This window comes from Streptomyces sp. NPDC044002 (assembly GCF_056434525.1).
Genome location: NZ_JBWKEZ010000041.1, coordinates 62,792 through 78,482, shown reverse-complemented (window position 1 = coordinate 78,482; position 15,691 = coordinate 62,792). Strand labels below are relative to the sequence as shown.

Sequence of the window (15,691 nt, the reverse complement as noted above, 5' to 3'; positions counted from 1 at the left end):
TTTTGGGGGGGGGAGGTGGGGTAAGGAGGGGGGGGGGGGTCTGGGTTGGTGGGACGGTGGCCGTGATCGCGGGGGGGGGCGGGGGGTGGGGCCCCCCCCCCCCCCCCCCACGCCCCACACGGCCCCGGCGCACCCCGCACCGGAGGCGCCGCCCCTGCGGGCTAGGCCGTCTCTTTCGGATCTCTCCTGACCCCGGGGTCCACTGTCCGGAATCCGCCCCTACACTTTGTCCTTCGTTTACCCATGCCCTCCGAACCGCGCAGGAGCCCACGCATGCCCCACCTCATACGCCGCCCCGTCCGGGCGGCGGCCCTGGCCGCCGCCTCCCTGCTGGCGGTCCCCGCCCTGGCGGCCTGCGGCAGCGATGCGAAGGCTCCGGCGCGGGCGAAGCCCTCGGGGCAGGCCACCGCCACGGCACCCGCCCCGCTGCCCGCCCTGCCGGCGGCCCTGACCGGGCAGAAGCCCGAGTGGCGGACCTGCCCGGCGCCCTCGGCCGCCCAGGGCGGCGGCAAGGCCCCGGGCGCGGCCTGGGAGTGCGCGAGCATGAAGGCGCCGCTCGACTACGCCAAGCCGGCCGGCGAGACCATCGACGTGGCCCTGATCCGCAAGAAGGCCACCGACCCCGGCAAGCGGATCGGATCCCTCGTCTACAACTTCGGCGGCCCCGGCGGCTCCGGAGTCCACACGCTCCCGCAGGCGGCGGACGAGTACAAGAAGCTGGGCGCGGTCTACGACCTGGTCAGCTTCGACCCGCGCGGCGTGGGCAACAGCGCCCCGGTCGTGTGCCTGGACGACAAGACCCTCGACGAGGACCCCGGCTCCGGCAACACCCTCGACGACATCAAGAAGTTCACCGACGCCTGCACGCAGAAGTCCGCGAAGCTGCTCCCCCACGTCGGCACGGCCGACACGGCCCGCGACATGGACCTGATGCGCCAGGTCCTCGGCGACCAGAAGCTGAACTACTTCGGCATCTCCTACGGCACCCGGCTGGGCGGCGTCTACGCCCACCTCTTCCCGAAGAACGTCGGCCGCACCGTGTTCGACGCCGTCGTCGACCCCACCACCGACGAGGCCCAGGCCGGCCTCGGCCAGGCCAAGGGCTTCCAGCTGGCGCTGGAACACGCCATGAAGTACTGCCGTGACAAGTACACCGCCAACTGTCCGACCGGGCCGAGCGACGCCGAGGGCAACAAGCGGATCAACGAGCTGCTGGAGAAGCTGAAGGCGAAGCCCGCCGCCACGGACAGCGGCCGCAAGCTGACCTCCGACCTCGCGCTCACCGGCATCGCCGCCAGCCTCTACGACAAGGAAGCCTGGGAGTACCTCGTCCAGGGCCTCGGCGAGCTGCGCCAGCTCGGCACGGGGAACCTCCTGCTGCTGCTCGCGGACTCCTACAACGGGCGCGGCGAGGACGGGCGCTACGACAACTCGAACGCCGCGCAGGCAGCGATCAACTGCGTCGACACCAGCCGCCGGTACACCGTCGAGGAGAAGACGGCGCAGGAGGCGGCCTTCAAGGCGGCCTCCCCGGTGTTCGGACCGGAGATGGTGGAGGGCCTGCTCGGCTGCTCGCAGTGGCCGGTCCGCGGCACCGCCGACAAGCCGCAGGTCTCCGCCGCGGGTGCGGCCCCGATCGTGGTGATCGGCAACACGGGCGACCCGGCCACCCCCGTCGAGGGTGCGAAGCGCATGGCGGAGTCGCTCGGCCGGGGCGTCGGCGTCAACCTCACCGTGAAGGGCGAGGGGCACGGCACCTACGGGAAGAACTCCTGCGCCACCAAGGCCGTCGACGCGTTCCTCGTCGACGGCACCGCTCCGGCCGACGGGACCCAGTGCTCGTGAGCACCCGTCAGCGCACCTACCGACCTCTGTTCGGCTGCCGCCAGGCCGCCGCCTACACTTGTGCCGCCCGGCCCGCGGTGCCGGCTTCAGGGGAGTGAATCCTAAGTGAGCAGCACCAGCAGTGATGCGCCGATCTACGCCCAGCTCGTACGCGAGCGCGGCGACGTACCCGGTCAGGTCCGACGGGAGGCGGAGGAGATCCTTCGGCACCTGGCACAGGTGATGGCCTGGCGTCCCTCGTCGGCCGGCCTGCCGAACTGGCGCCCCCACCAGTAGGAGGAGCGGCCCGGGGCGCGCGCACGCACCGCGTCCCGGGCCGTCCTGCGGTGGTGCCCGCCGCCACAGCGCGGCCGCCGAGTGTGGCGGCGGCGCACATCGGCACGGGGTGGCGCACGTCCCTAACGTTCGGGGCATGAGCAGCGAGAACAGCACCTCATCCGGTGGAACGGCCTCCGTCCTGGCGGGACGCGTGGCCCTGGTGACCGGCGGCGGCAGCGGCATCGGGCGAGCCTGCGCGGTGGCGCTCGCCGGCGCGGGCGCCTTCGTCCACGTCGTGGACGTGGACGCGCGGGCCGCCGGGGCGGTCGCATCGCTCGTCGGCGGGCGGGCCCATACCGCCGACCTCGCCGACCCGGACGCGATCGGCCGGCTGCCCGCCGAGGCCGACGTCCTCGTCAACAACGCCGGGCTCCAGCACGTGGCGCCCATCGAGGACTTCCCGCCCGAGCGGTTCGAGCTGATCCAGAAGGTGATGGTCACCGCCCCGTTCCTGCTGCTGCGGCGCACCCTGCCGTACATGTACGGGCGCGGCTGGGGGCGGGTGGTGAACATCTCCAGCGTCCACGGGCTGCGGGCCAGCGCCTTCAAGTCCGGGTACGTGACCGCCAAGCACGCGCTGGAGGGGCTCAGCAAGGTCACCGCCCTGGAGGGCGCCCCGCACGGGGTGACGAGCAACTGCGTGAACCCCGGCTACGTGCGCACCCCGCTGGTGGAGCGGCAGATCGCCGCGCAGGCCGAGGCGCACGGCATCCCCGCCTCGCGGGTGGTCTCGGAGGTGCTGCTGCGGGGCTCCGCGATCAAGCGGCTGATCGAGCCGGAGGAGGTCGCGGCGGTCGCCCTGTGGCTCTGCGGCCCGCACACCGGCCACGTCACCGGCACCTCGGTGCCCATGGACGGCGGCTGGACCGCCGCCTGAACCGGGTGCCCGGACCCGGGCCCCCTGCATGGGCGGGTACCGGGGGTTCGGCGGATCTCGCTACGTTCTCCGCGTCAAGGACGTTCTTACGACGGGGGAGAACGAGTGGTGCGACGCGTCCCCCGGCCCCCGGCGGGGGCCCGTGGGTTGACCAGTGGAGTAGCGCACCAGGGAAAACACAGGTCAACGAGGCTCTCCGGGGTGTGCGCGGCTTCGCGTGCCGTCGGGCGCGCCGGTACTCCGACCGGGTGGGCGGGGCCCTTTCCTGAGGCCGTCCTTTCCGCCGCCTTAAGTGGAACCTAAGGTTCGGCGCGGGCGCCCCGAAACGAACGAATGTCCGTTTCGGGGCGGCTAGCGTGCTGCCCCGTATCCAACTCCCGGTCATACGAAGGCAGGCACTCCATGGGCAGCAGCACGGGCGGACACCGTCGCAGGGCGAGCGGCAGGGCGAAGGCCGCCGGTGCGGTCGTGGTGGCGGCGGTGCTGGGGGGTGCGGCCTTCGCGTTCACCGGCACGGCCCAGGCCACCTCCGTCGGGGCCGTGTACACCAAGTCCAGCTCCTGGAGCGGCGGCTACACCGCCCAGTACGTCATCACCAACGGCACCGGGCGGGAACTCGCCGGCTGGACCCTTCAGTTCGACCTGCCGGCCGGTGTGCGGATCGGCTCGCTGTGGAACGGGACGCACACGGTCGAGGGGCAGCGCGTCACCGTCAAGCCCGCCGCCTGGAACGGGGTGCTGGCGCCGGGCGCGTCCGTCACCGTCGGCTTCGTGGCGAGCGGCTCGGGGGCGGGGGCGCCGGGCGACCCCACCCGCTGCCTGATCAACGCCGTCAAGTGCTCGGTGGACCAGGGCGCCACGCCGCAGCCGAGCGGCCGGCCGACGACGGCGCCGACCGCGACGCCCACTGCCGCGCCGACGGCCACGGCCACGGCGACCGCGACCGCAACGGCCGCCCCCACGCCGACGCCCGCGCCGACCGGCGCCCCCGCCGGCGGCGCGCGGTTCGCCCCGTACGTGGACACCTCGCTGTACCCCGCGTACGACCTGCTCGACACCGCGGCCAGGACCGGCGTCAAGGAGTTCCACCTCGCCTTCGTCACCGCCGGCGGCGGCTGCTCGCCGCTGTGGGGCGGGGTCACACCGCTCGCGGACGACAAGGTCGCGGCCCAGATCGGCGCGCTGCGCAAGGCGGGCGGCGACGTGCGGGTGTCGTTCGGCGGTGCCGCCGGGCGCGAGCTGGCCCTGAACTGCGCCACCGTCGACGAACTGGCGGCGGCGTACGGGAAGGTGGTCGACGCCCACCGGCTCACCAAGGTCGACTTCGACATCGAGGGCGCCGCCCTGCCGGACACCGCCGCCAACACCCGGCGCGCGCAGGCGATAGCCCGGCTGCAGAAGTCGCACCCGGGGCTCGACGTGGCGTTCACCCTGCCGGTGATGCCGGAGGGGCTGACCCAGCCGGGCGTGGCCCTGCTGGCGGACGCCGCGAAGAACGGCGTACGGATCGGCGCCGTGAACATCATGGCCATGGACTACGGGCCGGCGTACTCCGGGGACATGGGCCAGTACGCGGTCCAGGCGGCGACCGCGACGCAGGCCCAGCTCAAGGGCGTGCTCGGGCTCTCCGACGCGGCGGCCTGGAAGGCCCTGTCCGTCACCCCGATGATCGGCGTCAACGACGTGGCGAGCGAGGTCTTCGGCGTGGCGGACGCGGCGGAACTCGTGCGCTTCGCCCAGGCGAAGGGGATCGGGCGGCTGGCGATGTGGTCGTCGGCGCGCGACCGCCAGTGCGCGGCGGGCGCGCTCGGCCACGCCGACGCCACCTGCAGCTCCGTCCTCCAGGAACCGCTGGCCTTCACCAAGGCGTTCGCCGCGTACCGCTAGGACTCCGGCAGTGCTCCGGCGGTGCTCCGCCGGAGTCCTGGTGGAGCACCGCTGGAGCGCCGGGTCCGGCCGGACGGGGCGTCAGGGGGTGCAGGCCGGGCACAGCCCCCGGTAGGTGATCTCGGCCCCGGACACCGAGAAGCCGAAGCGCTCGCCCGCCGGGAGGTCGGACAAGGGGTTGCCGGCGGGGTGGACGTCCCGGATGAGGCCGCAGCCGGAGCAGATGAGGTGGTGGTGCGGGTGGTGCGCGTTGGGGTCGTAGCGCTTCGCCCGGCCGTCGGTGGAGACCTCCGCCACCTCGCCGAGCGCGACCAGCTCCCCCAGGGCGTTGTATACGGTGGCGCGGGAGATCTCGGGGAGCCGGTCCACGGCCCGGGCGTGCACCTCGTCGGCGGTGAGGTGCACGTGGTCGCCGTCCAGGACCTCCGCGACGACACGCCTCTGGGAGGTCATGCGCCAGCCGCGCCTGCGCAGCCGTTCCAGCAGGTCGCTCATGTCGGCTCACCCTCTCAGGTTCGACGGGCCGCCCGGGGCCACGTAGGTCCTCCTGGAACCGGCGGGATCCGGGCTTGGTCTGCGTCTTGACTTGGACTCTGTCAATCGTAGGATCTGACGCGTTGATAGCCAAGGGTTGAGAAGGCCGTTCCTGAACAGCGTGACCCGCCTGGTCCGGAAGGATTTGCATGTCTGAGAACCATGACGCAGCAGTCGAGGCACAGGGTGCGGGCGGCTGCCCGGTCGCGCACGACCGCGCCGCCCACCCGACCCAGGGCGGTGGAAACCGCCAGTGGTGGCCCGAGCGCCTCAATCTGAAGATCCTCGCCAAGAACCCCGCCGTGGCCAACCCGCTCGGCGAGGGGTTCGACTACACCGAGGCGTTCAAGACCCTCGACCTCGCCGCCGTGAAGCGCGACATCGAGGAGGTCCTGACCACGTCGCAGGACTGGTGGCCGGCCGACTTCGGCCACTACGGCCCGTTCATGATCCGCATGGCCTGGCACAGCGCCGGCACCTACCGGATCAGCGACGGCCGCGGCGGTGCCGGCGCCGGCCAGCAGCGCTTCGCCCCGCTCAACAGCTGGCCGGACAACGCCAACCTGGACAAGGCCCGCCGGCTGCTGTGGCCCGTGAAGAAGAAGTACGGGCAGAGCCTCTCGTGGGCCGACCTCCTCATCCTCACGGGCAACGTCGCCCTCGAATCGATGGGCTTCGAGACCTTCGGCTTCGCCGGCGGCCGCGCCGACGTGTGGGAGCCCGACGAGGACGTCTACTGGGGTCCCGAGACCACCTGGCTCGACGACCAGCGCTACACCGGCGACCGCGAGCTGGAGAGCCCGCTCGGCGCCGTCCAGATGGGCCTGATCTACGTCAACCCCGAGGGCCCGAACGGGAACCCGGACCCGCTCGCGGCGGCCCGCGACATCCGCGAGACGTTCCGCCGGATGGCGATGAACGACGAGGAGACGGTCGCGCTGATAGCCGGCGGCCACACCTTCGGCAAGGCGCACGGCGCCGGCCCCGCCGACCACGTGGGCGCCGACCCCGAGGCCGCCCCGCTGGAGGCCCAGGGCTTCGGCTGGCAGAGCACGTACGGCTCCGGCAAGGGCGCCGACACCATCACCAGCGGTCTCGAGGTCACCTGGACCACGACGCCGACGCGGTGGAGCAACAACTTCTTCGAGAACCTGTTCGGCTTCGAGTACGAACTGACCACGAGCCCCGCCGGCGCCCAGCAGTGGGTCGCCAAGGACGGCGCGGGCGCCGGCACCATCCCGGACGCCCACGACCCGTCGAAGAGCCACGCGCCGACGATGCTGACGACGGACCTCTCGCTGCGCTTCGACCCGGCCTACGAGCAGATCTCGCGCCGCTTCCTGGAGAACCCCGACCAGTTCGCGGACGCCTTCGCCCGCGCCTGGTTCAAGCTGACCCACCGCGACCTGGGCCCCGTCGTGCGCTACCTCGGCCCCGAGGTCCCGTCCGAGACCCTGCTGTGGCAGGACCCGCTGCCGGCCCTCGGCCACGAGGTGATCGACGCCGCGGACATCGCCTCCCTCAAGGAGCGGATCCTCGGCACCGACCTGACGGTGTCCCAGCTGGTCTCCGTGGCCTGGGCGTCGGCCTCGTCCTTCCGCGGCAGCGACAAGCGCGGCGGCGCCAACGGCGCCCGCGTCCGCCTCCAGCCGCAGGCCGGCTGGGAGGTCAACGAGCCCGACCAGCTCGCCTCGGTGCTGCGCGTCCTGGAAGGCGTCCAGGAGTCCTTCAACTCCGCCCAGACCGGCGGCAAGCGGGTCTCCCTGGCCGACCTGGTCGTGCTGGCGGGCACCGCAGCCGTCGAGCAGGCCGCCAAGGACGCGGGCCACGAGGTCGAGGTGTCCTTCACCCCGGGCCGCGTGGACGCCACCCAGGAGCAGACCGACGTGGAGTCCTTCGCGGCGCTGGAGCCCGCCGCCGACGGCTTCCGCAACTACCTCGGCAAGGGCAACCGCCTGCCGGCCGAGTACCTGCTGGTGGACCGGGCGAACCTGCTGAACCTGTCCGCCCCCGAGCTGACCGTCCTCGTCGGCGGCCTGCGCGTGCTGGGCGCGAACCACCAGCAGTCCAAGCTGGGCGTGTTCACCGACACCCCCGGCACGCTGACCAACGACTTCTTCGTCAACCTGCTCGACCTGGGCACGACGTGGAAGCCGGTCTCCGCGGACCAGACCACCTTCGAGGGCCGCGACGCCTCGACGGGTGCCCTCAAGTGGACGGGCACCCGCGCCGACCTCGTCTTCGGCTCGAACTCCGAGCTGCGGGCGGTGGCCGAGGTGTACGCGAGCGACGACGCGCGGCGCAAGTTCGTCGAGGACTTCGCCGCCGCGTGGAGCAAGGTCATGGACCTCGACCGGTTCGACCTGGTCTGAGCGCCCCGAGCGGTGTGACGGCGAAGCCCCGGGCCGGCCGGCCCGGGGCTTCGCCCCGTTCAGCGCCCCTGGCTGCTCTCGCCCTGGACGGCGGGGCCGAGGCCGGCCGGGGCGCGGGCCAGGACGAGGGCCAGCGCTTCCCCGGTGCTGCCGAACTCGCCGAGCACCCCGCCGTGGCGGACGCGGAACCGCCCGTCCGCCGTCGGCTCGACCGACGGAAGCCGCACCTCGTAGGGGATCGTGGTGGTCGAGCTGAAGTTCAGGATCATGTGGCTGGTGTACGGGTACAGCCGCCGCAGCTCCGGGACGGCGCGGGCCGCGGCGACCAGCTCGACGATGCGCGGGTAGACCCTGCTCGGGCTGCGGACGACGGCGTACTCGGCCGACCACTTCCAGGAGCGGGCCATCCACTCCCACTTCGCCTCGACGGCGGCGGCCGGTCCGAGCCGGTGGGCCCCGGCCAGGTCGACGGGCTCGGGCTGCGGCGGGAAGTCGGGGTGGTCGCGCCCGATGTGCCGGAAGTCGTGGGGAATCACCGCTGAAGTATGCGGCCGCGACGGGCAGCTCGCCACCAGCCCGTTCGGTTCCCCGACGGGGCGGCGAAGGCGGATGCCGCCCGCGCCCGGCCACCGCACCCGGCCCCCGCACCGGCCGCCCGAGAGGACGACGTGCACGGCCTGTCCGGTGACGGCGTGTTCGCCACGCCATCTCGACCCGATGCGCCCTCGTACGTGGACGCGCGCCCGCGTACAGTCCGTGCTGCCCGACGTCTGCCGGACAGGAGAACAGCCTTGGCCACACACGCCGTTACCGGGCAGCCCGCGCTGCCGGTGCCCGAGCTGGACGCCGCCGAGGTGGATCGGTGGCGGGCCGGAGGGGGCGAGCTGATCGAGCTGCTGGGCCTGGCGCGCGAGCGGCTCGGCGGGCTCGCCGCCGTGCGGATCGGGCCGGAGCCGACCGTGCTGGTGACCGGGCCGGAGGCCGTGCAGCACGTACTGGCCCGCAACCCCGACGGGTACGTCAAGCGCTCCCACCGGGCCCGCCTGCTGATCGGTGACGGCCTGCTGGCCGCCACGGGGGACGCGTGGAAGCGGCAACGCAGGCTCCTCCAGTCGCAGTTCACCGGCACGGGCATGCGCCGCTACGAGCGGCGGATCGCCGCGGCGGCCCGCACCACGGCGCAGCGGTGGGCCGGGTACGAGCGGAGCGGGGAGGTCTTCGACGTCGGCGAGGAGATGCGCCGCTTCGCCCTGGACACCATCTGGCGCGCGCTCACCGGCCACCCGCTGGACGAGGCCACCGCGCGGGAGCTCACCGCGGTGGCGGCCGTGGTGGCGGCGCTGCCGAGCCTGCCCGCCGACGAGGCCGGGGCGCGGGGTTCGGTGGCCGCCGACCTGGCCCGGATCGACGCGGTCGCCCGGCAGGCCGTGGCCGCCGCCCGGGACCGGGAGGCGGGCCCGGAGGGGCCGGGGCTGCTCCGGGTCCTGGTGGACGCCTCCGACACGTACCCGGAGTACACGGACCGGCTGCTGCGCGACGAGCTCGTCACGCTGCTGGTCGCCGGGCACGAGACCACCGCCACCACCCTGACCTGGCTGTACCTGCTCCTGGACCGCCACCCCTCGGCACGCGGGGAGGCCCTGGCCGCCGGCCCGGAGGGCTCGCCGGAGCGCCGGGAGGCGCTGCAGGCGCTGGTCAGCGAGACGCTGCGGCTCTACCCGTCGGCCTGGATCCTGCCCCGGCACGCGGCCGTCGGCGACACCGTCGCCGGCCACGCCGTCCCGGCCGGGACGGACCTGCTGGTCTGCCCGTACCTCACGCACCGCGACCCGGAGCTGTGGCCGGATCCCGGGCGCTTCGACCCGGGGCGGTTCACCGCCCCGGGCGGCCGGCCGGCCCGGCAGGGCGCCTACCTGCCCTTCGGCATGGGCCCCCGGGCCTGCCTGGGCACCCAGTTCGCCCTGCGCGAGTCGGTCGCCCTGCTGGAGCTGCTGCTGCCCCGCCACGTGCCGGTGTTCGACTCCGTCCCCACCGGGGCCGCGTACAGCATCACGGTCCGGCCGGACGGCCCGGCCCCGGCGCGCCTGGCGCCCCCGTCCGGCGGGAGGCAGGTGTGACCCCGCCCGGGCCGGAGCCGGGACACGCCTGGCGCGACGGCCTGTACCGCGACCCGTACCCGCTGTACGCCCGGGCCCGCCGGACCGAGGGGCTGACGTACCTTCCCGCGTTCGACGCCTGGCTGGTGGCGCGCGACCGGGACGTGCGGGAGGTGCTGCTGCGCGCGGAGGACTTCTCCTCCGTGAACTCCCTGACCCCCGACGTGGCGCTCCCCGACGCGGTCCTCGCGGTCCTGGCGGGCGGTTTCGGGCCGCGGCCCACCGTCGTCTCCTCGGACGGCGCCGCCCACCGCCGCCACCGGGCCCCGCTGAACCGGGGGCTGTCCTCCGCCCGGGTGGCGGCGCTGCTCCCGCACGCCCGCGCCTGCGCGCGGGAGCTGGTGGACGGCCTGCCCGCGTACGGGCCGGTCGAGCTGGTGGGGGCCTACGCCCGGCAGCTGCCCGGGCAGGTGATCGGGCGGCTGATCGGGCTGGACCCGGCGGACGTGCCGGCCGCCGTGCACGGGGGCTACCGGGCGGAGGAGCTGCTGTTCCGGCCGCTGTCGCCGCAGGAGCAGGTGGCGGCCGCCGAGGACGTGGTGGCGCTGCAACGGCTGCTGGACGGGTACGTGCGGGCGCGGCGCGAGCGGCCCCAGGACGACCTCTGCTCGGCCATGGTCTCGGCCCTGGCGCCGGGGACCGGCGAGCTGACCGCCGAGCAGCGCCACGAGCTGGTGGCGAACCTGCAGAACCTGCTGATCGCCGGCTTCCTCACCACCAGCGCGCTCATCGCCACCGCCCTGATGCACCTGCTCTCCGACCGGCGGCAGTGGCGGATGCTCCGCGACGACCCGTCCCTGGTGCCGGCGGCGGTGGAGGAGGCCGCGCGCCACGACGCGGCCGTGCAGGCCTTCCGGCGCAGGACCACCCGCCCGGTGACGCTGGCCGGGACGAGACTGCCGGCCGGGGCGACCGTGCTGGTGGCGTACGGGTCGGCCAACCGCGACGAGCGGCGCCACGAGCGCCCCGAGGTGTTCGACATCGGCCGCGGAGCCGCCTCCCGGCCCCACCTGGCCTTCGGGTACGGGCCCCACGGGTGCCCCGGCTCCCGGCTGGCCCGCGAGCAACTGCGCCTGACCCTGGACCTGTTCGTCCGCCGCCTGCCGGGGCTGCGGCTGGACGGGCGGCAGCCGCCGCGCATGCGTCCCACGCTGATCCACCGGTCGCCGGAGGAGCTGTACGTGTCCTGGTGAGATCCTGGAAGCAGGAGGCCCCGGGAGGTCAGGAGGCGCGCCATGTCACATGCCGAGGAATGGAAGGTCGGCGTCTACCTCATCGAGGAGGACGGCACGACCAAGGCCCGGGCGGTGCTGGAGACCGGCAAGGACACGCTGGTCGGCCGGGGCCGGGCACGGTGCAACCCGCAGGACGTGGAGGTCCCCGCGATCGGCGACGAGCTGGCGGCGAGCCGCGCGATGCGGGACCTGGCCGGTCAGCTGAGCCGGGCCGCGGACAAGGACCTGGCCGCGCTGGGCGCCGTACCGCAGGCGCCGCGGACCGGGTACGGCTGGCCGGACGACTCGGGCGGCGGCCGGTAGGCGGCCGTCCGGGAGGTGTGCGGCCGGCAGGTGTGCGGCGGGCCGTGGCGGGCAGGCGTCCGCCATGGTCTTCCGTCATCCGGCGGAGAAGAGCGGGGACGGCGGGCGGGCCGGCCGCTTCGAGCGGCTGGCCGAGTCCGCCTCCAATTTCACCAGCTCCGCCGTCTTCTCCGCCCTGTGCGTGGCCCTGGTGGGCTGCTTGGTCCTCGTCCACGTGCTGGGCCTGCCCATGGAGTGGCAGCACCTGGCGGGCGACTCGATCGGCGCGGTGTCCCTGCTGATGCTGGCCCTGCTGAAGAACTCCGAGCGGCGCGCCGAGCACGCCATCCAGCGCAAGCTCGACGCGATCGCCGCGGCCCTCCTGGAGGAGCGGGAGGGCAAGGAGGGCAGGGCCCACGAGGACCTGGAGTCGGCGATCCGGATGGAGGAGCGGCTCTAGGGGGTGTCCGCAAAGTGGCGCCTGCCCCGCGGCGTCCGGCACGCGCTCTCGCCGCACCGGGCGAAAGACCGAGTACCTCCAGTACGAGGTCTTCCGCCCGGCACGCCGAGAGCACGCACCTGGGGGCACCTCCCAGCGGTAGCTGGGGGAGCCGCGGGGCCCGCCCTTCGGGCGGACGGCGCCACTTCGCGGACACCCCCTAGGCCGTCTCTCCGCCCGCGGTCTCACAGCTGGACGGCGACGGCGACCAGCAGCGCCGCCATCCCCACCGCCAGCCAGGCCAGGTAGTCGCCGAGCAGCCCCGAGTGCAGCCGGCGCAGCGGCAGCAGCAGCGCGGCCGCGGCCCTGCGCGGGGCGCCGCCGGGGCCGCGTACGGCGGTGGCGGCGAGCAGGCAGGCGAGCGCCGCGGAAGCCAGGCCGAGCCCGGTGCCGGCCGGGGTCCAGGCCGTGGCGAGGGGCTCCGGCGCCGCCGCGGCCGCCCGGCCGGCGCCGCCCGCCGCGGCGGCGTATCCCGCCGGGTCGGTGAAGAGCAGCGCCCCCCGGCCCAGGCTCTCGGCGACGGCCGGGACCACGCCGGCCAGCAGGCCGAGGAGCAGCAGGACGGCCGGTACGGCCACCATGGGCGGGTGCGGGGCGCGCCGGGCGGTGCGGACCTCGGGTTCCTCCCCCTCCCCGGTGGTCTCGGCGTCGCGCGGGCCGGGGCGCGGTGGCGGGCCCGCGCCCAGGAAGATCCGGGCGGCGGCCCGCAGCAGGGTGGCGCCCGTGACGGCCGAGGTGACGAGGAAGACCGGGGTCAGCGCGTGGCCCGCCGCCTCCTCGCCGAGGGCTTTGCCGAGGCCCGCGCCGAAGGGCGGCAGCCCGGCCAGGGCGAGGGCTCCGAGGGCGAAGAGCGCGCCGAGCAGGCGGTGGCCGCGCGCCCTGCCGTGGAGGCCGTGCTCGTCGACCGACCCGTACTGGTCGAGGAGCACCCCGGTCAGCGCGAACAGCGCCGCCTTCGCGCAGCCGTGCCCGGCTACGTACACGGCCGTGGCGGCGGTGCCGGCCGGGGTGAGCAGGGCGACGCCGACGAGGAACAGTCCGACGTGGCTGACGGTGGAGAAGGCCAGCATCCGCTTGAGGTGCCGCTGCGGCCAGCACATGAGCGCGCCGAGCAGGGCGGTGGCCACGCCGACGGTGACGAAGGTGGTGCGGAAGGCTCCGTGCGGGATGCCGCCGGGGCCGGCGAACACGGTCCAGTAGACGCGCGCGGCCCCGTACACGCCCAGCTCGACCATCACCCCGGACATCAGCATGCACACCGGGGTCGGTGCCACGGCGTGCGCGTCGGGCAGCCAGAAGTGGAAGGGCACGGCGGCGGCCTTGACCAGGAAGGCGGTGGTCACGAGGACGAAGGCGACGACGGTGAGGGCGTCGGCCCGCTCGCCGGCGAGCCGCTCGCCGAGCCGGGCAAGGTTCAGCTCGCCGGTGCGGGCGTACAGCAGGGCGATGCCCAGGAGGCAGCCGTAGGCGGCGAAGGAGGTGACGATGCCGAAGGTGAGGGCGCCCTGGAGCGGGCGGGGGTCCTCGATGCGGTAGCCGGTGAGGGCGTACGCGGCCACGCTCATCAACTCGAAGAAGACGAAGGCGTTGAACAGGTCGGCGGTGAGCGCGAAGCCGGTCATGCCGGCCTCGAAGAGCAGGATCAGCGCGGGGAAGATCCCGGCCCGGTCCCCGGACGGCTCGTCGAAGTAGCGCCAGGAGTACACGATGACGGCGAGGACGAGCACGGCGGCGAGCAGGGCCAGGCCGGCGCCGAGGGGGTCCGCCGTCAGGACGATCCCGACGGGCGCGGGGACCCCGCCGACGCGGACGCCCGGCCGGTTCCCGGTGTGCGGCCAGAGCAGCACGAGTACGCCGAGGCAGGTGGCGGCGGCCGCGGTGGCGAGGACGTCGCAGCCGAGCCTGGGCAGCCGGCGGCCGGCCACGGCGAGCACGGCGGCGCCGGCCAGCGGGACGGCCACCGCCAGCGGGAGGAGGGCCTGCGGCGCGGGCACGCGATCAGCCCCGGAGGGCGGTGAGCGCCTGCGGGTCGACGGTGCCGTGGCGTTTGCGCAGCTGGATGGTGAGGGCGAGCAGCAGGGCGGTGACGGTGGCGCCGACGACGATGTCGGTGAGGGTCAGGGCCTGGACGACCGGGTCGACGACGGGCCGGCTGCCGGGCGGGAGGTCGCCGAAGACGGGGGCGGTGGCGCCGCGCCGGTGGCCGACGCCGAGCAGCATCAGGTAGGTGGAGGACTGGGCGACGGCGAGGCAGCCGACGGCGTGGATGAGGTTGCGGCTGGTGACCAGGCCGTACAGGGCGATCAGGAGTACCCATCCGGCGGCCAGGAACGGCAGGACGCCCATCAGCGCGCTTCCTCCTGTGGTTCGGTGATCTCGACGGCCTGGTCGAGGAAGTGGGCGAGGAGCACGATCAGCCCGGAGCCGACCTCGATGCCCACGGCGAGGTTGAGGAGCGGGACCGTCCCGCCCGAGGTGATCGTGTTGAAGGTGCCGAGGGGGAGCACGTTCCCCAGGAAGGCCCCGCCGGCCGCGAGGGCGGCCAGGCCCAGCGCGGTGAAGGAGAGCGCGGCGAGGGCGTCCGCGGTGTCGAGGGCGGCGAGCGGCCGGATCCGTTCGAGGACCCGGTAGTCGGCCGCGAGGTAGGCAAGGTGGAGGGCGGTGGCGAGGACCACTCCGCCCTGGAAGCCGCCGCCGGGGGTGAGCTGCCCGTGTGCCACGACGTACACGCCGGTGACGAGGGCGACGGGCAGCAGGACGGCGCCGAAGAGCCGGGTGGTGGGCAGGGCGCGTTCGGTGCGGGGCGGTTCGCGGTGTTCGTCGCGGGCGAGGCGCAGCAGCAGGGTGGAGCCGAGGACGGTGACGAAGAGGATCGACTGTTCACCGAGGGTGTCCAGGGCCCGGAGGTCGAAGTTCACGGCGGAGACCGTGTTGGCCGTGCGGTGGACGAGGGCGGCGGCGACGGCGCGGTCGCCGTAGGGGTGGCGGTCGGTGCCGAAGGCCGGCAGGTCCAGGCAGGCGGCGGTGAAGAACGCGGCGAGCACGGCGGCCGCGGCACCGAGGAGGGCGCCCCGGGTGCGCGCCTTCACGGCCGGTCCCGGGGGTCGTGCCGCTCGGCGGGCGGGCGGCGGACCTTGCGGGCCGTGAGCAGGATCAGCAGCGGGGTGAGCGCCGTGCCGACGGCGAGTTGGGAGAGTGCCACGTCGGGGGCCTGGAGCACGAGGAAGAGCAGGGCCAGCGCGAGGCCCAGCAGGGCGAGCGCCACGGCCTGCCGTACGGGCTCGCGGCAGAGCACGGCGAGGGTGGCCGCGGCGGCCACGAGGAGCAGGGCGGTGGCGGTCAGGGCGTCATCCACGGACATGCCGGGCATGCTCCTCGTCCTCGTCCGCGTCGTCCTCGTCCTCCCCGGCGGTGGCCTTGGCGACGGCGATGGTGGTCACGGTGGATCCGGCGGCGAGGAGCAGGCCGATGAGGAGGGTCTTGCCGGCGGCCCGGCCGAGGCCCTGTTCGAGGGCCACGGCGCAGGCGATCAGCGGGGTGCCGAGGCCGCCCGCCGGGGCCAGGGCGTGCAGCCGGGCGAGGCCCGGGGGCAGGAACGGCAGGGCGGCCGCGGACACGAGGAAGCAGGCCACGCCGGCCCACAGCAGGACGTGCGCGGCGAGGTGCGCGGCCCCCGGTCCGGTCAT

The 15,691-nt window shown here is 74.5% G+C and carries 16 protein-coding genes; 9 read left to right on the top strand and 7 right to left on the bottom strand.

Annotated elements, in window-relative coordinates; all coding sequences use genetic code 11:
• Positions 1 to 273 precede the first annotated feature (273 nt).
• The 4 genes from AC07A6_RS27075 to AC07A6_RS27060 all read left to right on the top strand — a co-directional run bounded on the left by AC07A6_RS27075 (position 274) and on the right by AC07A6_RS27060 (position 4,927).
• A complete protein-coding gene (locus AC07A6_RS27075; RefSeq protein WP_478778879.1) occupies positions 274 to 1,845 on the top strand; it encodes an alpha/beta hydrolase in 1,572 nt (523 codons plus the stop codon).
• A gap of 105 nt (positions 1,846 to 1,950) precedes the next feature.
• A complete protein-coding gene (locus AC07A6_RS27070) occupies positions 1,951 to 2,121 on the top strand; it encodes a hypothetical protein (RefSeq protein WP_007262051.1) in 171 nt (56 codons plus the stop codon).
• Between the two features lie 136 nt (positions 2,122 to 2,257).
• Positions 2,258 to 3,040 carry a 3-hydroxybutyrate dehydrogenase gene (locus AC07A6_RS27065; RefSeq protein WP_362464008.1) on the top strand — a complete coding sequence of 261 codons (783 nt, stop codon included), beginning with the start codon at positions 2,258 to 2,260 and terminating at the stop codon, positions 3,038 to 3,040.
• Positions 3,041 to 3,442: 402 nt separating this feature from the next.
• Positions 3,443 to 4,927, top strand: a complete 1,485-nt coding sequence (locus tag AC07A6_RS27060) for a glycoside hydrolase family 18 protein (RefSeq protein WP_478778878.1) — start codon at positions 3,443 to 3,445, stop codon at positions 4,925 to 4,927.
• A gap of 81 nt (positions 4,928 to 5,008) precedes the next feature.
• On the opposite strand, the gene AC07A6_RS27055 is transcribed toward AC07A6_RS27060, so the two are convergent.
• Positions 5,009 to 5,422 carry a Fur family transcriptional regulator gene (locus AC07A6_RS27055; RefSeq protein ID WP_478778877.1) on the bottom strand — a complete coding sequence of 138 codons (414 nt, stop codon included), beginning with the start codon at positions 5,420 to 5,422 and terminating at the stop codon, positions 5,009 to 5,011.
• Between the two features lie 188 nt (positions 5,423 to 5,610).
• Between AC07A6_RS27055 and katG the strand changes: the two genes are divergently transcribed.
• Positions 5,611 to 7,833 carry a catalase/peroxidase HPI gene (gene katG, locus AC07A6_RS27050; protein ID WP_478778876.1) on the top strand — a complete coding sequence of 741 codons (2,223 nt, stop codon included), beginning with the start codon at positions 5,611 to 5,613 and terminating at the stop codon, positions 7,831 to 7,833.
• Positions 7,834 to 7,892: 59 nt separating this feature from the next.
• Here the strand turns inward: katG and AC07A6_RS27045 are convergent, their stop codons facing one another.
• Positions 7,893 to 8,369: a DUF6193 family natural product biosynthesis protein gene (locus AC07A6_RS27045; protein ID WP_478778875.1), complete on the bottom strand. Its 477-nt coding sequence runs from the start codon at positions 8,367 to 8,369 to the stop codon at positions 7,893 to 7,895.
• 255 nt (positions 8,370 to 8,624) lie between these two features.
• Here AC07A6_RS27045 and AC07A6_RS27040 point away from each other — a divergent pair, with 255 nt between their 5' ends.
• The 4 genes from AC07A6_RS27040 (at position 8,625) to AC07A6_RS27025 (ending at position 11,966) form a co-directional block, all read left to right on the top strand.
• Positions 8,625 to 9,950, top strand: coding sequence for a cytochrome P450 (locus AC07A6_RS27040; RefSeq protein WP_478778874.1), 1,326 nt, complete (start codon positions 8,625 to 8,627; stop codon positions 9,948 to 9,950).
• Entirely contained in the window at positions 9,947 to 11,182 is a 1,236-nt protein-coding gene (locus AC07A6_RS27035; protein WP_478778873.1) for a cytochrome P450, read from the top strand. Before AC07A6_RS27040 ends, AC07A6_RS27035 begins: the two co-directional genes overlap by 4 nt.
• A 42-nt stretch (positions 11,183 to 11,224) precedes the next feature.
• Complete coding sequence (locus tag AC07A6_RS27030) at positions 11,225 to 11,527, top strand: DUF1876 domain-containing protein (RefSeq protein ID WP_362464027.1); 303 nt, start codon at positions 11,225 to 11,227, stop codon at positions 11,525 to 11,527.
• A 64-nt stretch (positions 11,528 to 11,591) separates the two neighbouring features.
• Positions 11,592 to 11,966 (top strand): low affinity iron permease family protein, encoded by a 375-nt coding sequence (locus AC07A6_RS27025; protein ID WP_386273964.1) that lies wholly within the window; start codon positions 11,592 to 11,594, stop codon positions 11,964 to 11,966.
• 224 nt (positions 11,967 to 12,190) lie between these two features.
• Here the strand turns inward: AC07A6_RS27025 and AC07A6_RS27020 are convergent, their stop codons facing one another.
• The 5 genes from AC07A6_RS27020 to AC07A6_RS27000 are packed head-to-tail and all read right to left on the bottom strand — an operon-like array spanning position 12,191 to position 15,691.
• Positions 12,191 to 13,999 (bottom strand): complex I subunit 5 family protein, encoded by a 1,809-nt coding sequence (locus AC07A6_RS27020; RefSeq protein ID WP_478778872.1) that lies wholly within the window; start codon positions 13,997 to 13,999, stop codon positions 12,191 to 12,193.
• Between the two features lie 4 nt (positions 14,000 to 14,003).
• Positions 14,004 to 14,351 carry a sodium:proton antiporter gene (locus tag AC07A6_RS27015; protein WP_362464033.1) on the bottom strand — a complete coding sequence of 116 codons (348 nt, stop codon included), beginning with the start codon at positions 14,349 to 14,351 and terminating at the stop codon, positions 14,004 to 14,006.
• On the bottom strand, positions 14,351 to 15,094 hold the full coding sequence (locus AC07A6_RS27010; protein ID WP_478778871.1) for an MnhB domain-containing protein: 744 nt from the start codon (positions 15,092 to 15,094) through the stop codon (positions 14,351 to 14,353). Before AC07A6_RS27010 ends, AC07A6_RS27015 begins: the two co-directional genes overlap by 1 nt.
• Positions 15,091 to 15,360, bottom strand: a complete 270-nt coding sequence (locus AC07A6_RS27005; protein ID WP_362464126.1) for a Na(+)/H(+) antiporter subunit B — start codon at positions 15,358 to 15,360, stop codon at positions 15,091 to 15,093. Before AC07A6_RS27005 ends, AC07A6_RS27010 begins: the two co-directional genes overlap by 4 nt.
• Positions 15,353 to 15,691 carry a monovalent cation/H(+) antiporter subunit G gene (locus tag AC07A6_RS27000; protein WP_478778870.1) on the bottom strand — a complete coding sequence of 113 codons (339 nt, stop codon included), beginning with the start codon at positions 15,689 to 15,691 and terminating at the stop codon, positions 15,353 to 15,355. Before AC07A6_RS27000 ends, AC07A6_RS27005 begins: the two co-directional genes overlap by 8 nt.